This is a genomic window from Microcystis sp. M165S2 (assembly GCF_020245885.1).
Taxonomy (GTDB): Bacteria; Cyanobacteriota; Cyanobacteriia; order Cyanobacteriales; family Microcystaceae; genus Microcystis.
In genome coordinates this window covers 1-2,539 of sequence record NZ_JADBTZ010000200.1, presented here as the reverse complement: position 1 = coordinate 2,539, position 2,539 = coordinate 1, and the positions used below count along the sequence as shown (strand labels likewise).

Here is a 2,539-nt window from a genome sequence, read left to right as displayed (position 1 = left end):
GATAGAATATCCGCAAAATAGCCCTAAAAGTCTTGCCCGATAAGCATTTCACGATTCCATAAGCAAAAATTATCACACAAAGTCGAGAATATCCAAAAGACAGGAGGAAACTTCTATTTAATACTGCACACTTAAAAACTCACATCAGATAACTGATGACTTACGCACTGATAACTGATAACTGATAACTGATAACTGAGAGGTGCAACCCTGGAAGTTCTTAAGTGCTATATTAAAGATCAAGAAAAGCCGTCGTAAAACGACGGGGTTTTAACCCAAATTTTCGATAATAAAGAGAACCATTACCGAAAAACGAGAACGCTATGTCAGAAGAAACTATTTGGATTATCACCGCAGAAGATACCCCCGTCAGCGTCGATAAAGATGCGAAAGGAAACGACACCTATGACAATCCCTGGGACAAAAGGAAAACTATCACCGAAGCGGCGACTCGCGGCGTAAAAGTGAGCATAGAGAAGCTAGAGACAGAACTTTCCCATTTTCTCCAGCTTATCGGCAAAGTCTTCAATCAAGCACAGAAACAGGTCAACGAGCAAACCGGCTTTAAACTCGATGAAGTAGAGCTTTGCGTAGAGATTACCGGGGAAGGTGAGGTAAAATTATTAGGGACGGGGATTAAGACCGGCACTAAAGGCGGATTAACCCTAAAATTTAAGCGAGACGAGAAAAACACACCGACTGCGGACTAATGGCGAACTGGGCATTTATCATCGGCATTACAGCCTATAAACAGGGACACTTTAACAAGCTAGATTGCGCCATCGAAGACGCGAAGGCTATGTTTCGCTATTGTAAAGAAGAAGCCAAGTTTGACGAAGTTTTCCTCTTTACCGATGATTCTGGCTCCATTAAAACGCCTAGCGGTACTTTTCTAGAAACGAAACCCACTGCCACAAATTTAAAAATCTTCCTCCATGAATTTTTCGAGTCCCCGCAGTTGGAGACGGGGGATAACTTCTGGTTTTTCTTCAGTGGCCACGGATTACGACATCAGGAACAGGATTACCTCGTTCCCCACGATGGACACTCCCAATTGCTCCCAGATACCACCATTTCTCTCACCTATCTCACCCAACGCTTACGCAAATGCGGCGCGGATAATATCATTCTGTTGTTGGACTCTTGCCGGAACGAGACGAGATTCGGCAATAAATCCGCGGGGGGAAAACCCCAACAGGGAGTGATAACCATCGCTTCCTGTAGTCCGGGGGAAGAATCCTATCAAATTCCCGCTTTGGGAATGAGTTCGTTTACCTACGCGCTTCTGGAGGCTTTGCGAATTGAGGGGGAAAGGAATTGCGCGACGGTGGAGAGACTTTGTAATCATCTATTCCATCGAGTTCCGGAAATCAACCGACAATACAACAAACCCCCGCAGACTCCCCACTCCACCGTCGAACCAAACTACAAAAATCATCTGATTCTGTTACCGAAACAAGCAAATGATACCGATATCGCATTACTGCGAGAGGAAGCGTTAGATTTAGAAGGGGACGGGAGACTAGAAGAAGCAAAACAGTTAATGAGGCGAGTATTAGCCTTAGACCCTAAGAATCCGAAGGTTTTTCGTTATTATGACCGGATTACCCTGAAATTAGCACAACAACCCGTCCCACCGTCCCCTAAAACGGAACAGAAAGAAATCGAGCTTAAAAGCGCGAAAGGAATCGATTACACGAAGCTACGGGATTTGCTGAAACAACAGAAATGGCAGGAAGCGGACGAGGAAACCGCCAACGTGATGCTACAGGTAGCCAACCGCACAAAAGAAGGATGGCTACGGGAAGAGGATATCGATAATTTTCCCTGCGAGGATTTGCGAACCATTGACCAATTATGGGTTAAATATAGTGGCGGTCGCTTTGGTTTTTCTGTGCAGGCGAAAATCTACCGCGACCTCGGCGGGACGCGGCAGTATAATGAAAGAGTTTGGAACGCTTTCGGAGATAGAGTAGGCTGGCGAGTGAATAATAGCTGGATATACCACTTTGATGTTACTTTTGACCTAAAAACACCCGAAGGACACCTCCCTGTTTTATTAAGATTATGTGAAGTGGGTGGTTTGGGGTATAGGTTTGGGGATGGGGAGGGGATAAGAATAGTTGCTGTTATCTTCTCTCGCGTCGAGACTTGTAAAATTTGACACTCCTGGGCCTAAAGGCGTGAGTGCGTAGGGTGGGTTAGAGAAGCGTAACCCACCACCCTCCTATCCTGTAAAATAGGGATAACAAAACTGGCACAATTCTAGGAGAAGATATTTGCCGACTCAAAAACAGAAAGATACCTCTATCTTTATTTGTCAATTGCTTTCTAATCTCTACCAACCGATATACCTATTCCGCTATGATAGCCGACTCAAAATTATTTATATTTTAGCGGGAACCAATGAAGACATCAGCATTTTAATCGATGAACAGGGAAATTGGAACTTTGAATTATGAAAAAATCACCTTCGGAAATGACTAACGCAGAACTCCGTCAGTATCTTTCGGAACATCGAAATGAAGAAGCTATTTTT

4 protein-coding genes are annotated in these 2,539 nt (G+C 44.3%); all 4 read left to right on the top strand.

Annotation, left to right across the window (positions count from 1 at the left end; translation table 11 throughout):
* The first annotated feature begins 323 nt into the window (after positions 1-323).
* Positions 324-710: a Pepco domain-containing protein gene (locus IM479_RS10540; protein ID WP_287699397.1), complete on the top strand. Its 387-nt coding sequence runs from the start codon at positions 324-326 to the stop codon at positions 708-710.
* Positions 710-2,164, top strand: a complete 1,455-nt coding sequence (locus tag IM479_RS10535) for a GUN4 domain-containing protein (protein ID WP_287699396.1) — start codon at positions 710-712, stop codon at positions 2,162-2,164. Before IM479_RS10540 ends, IM479_RS10535 begins: the two co-directional genes overlap by 1 nt.
* A 115-nt stretch (positions 2,165-2,279) precedes the next feature.
* Positions 2,280-2,462, top strand: coding sequence for a DUF6888 family protein (locus tag IM479_RS10530; protein ID WP_287699395.1), 183 nt, complete (start codon positions 2,280-2,282; stop codon positions 2,460-2,462).
* Positions 2,459-2,539: DUF6887 family protein (locus IM479_RS23040; RefSeq protein ID WP_502845709.1), on the top strand; the 81-nt coding region annotated here is incomplete at its 3' end. The genes IM479_RS10530 and IM479_RS23040, both read left to right, overlap by 4 nt.

Excerpts from the sequence above, each read along its gene's own strand:
- IM479_RS10540 (WP_287699397.1), top strand. The coding sequence starts at position 324 with ATGTCAGAAGAAACTATTTGGATTATCACCGCAGAAGATACCCCCGTC.
- IM479_RS10535 (WP_287699396.1), top strand. The coding sequence starts at position 710 with ATGGCGAACTGGGCATTTATCATCGGCATTACAGCCTATAAACAGGGA.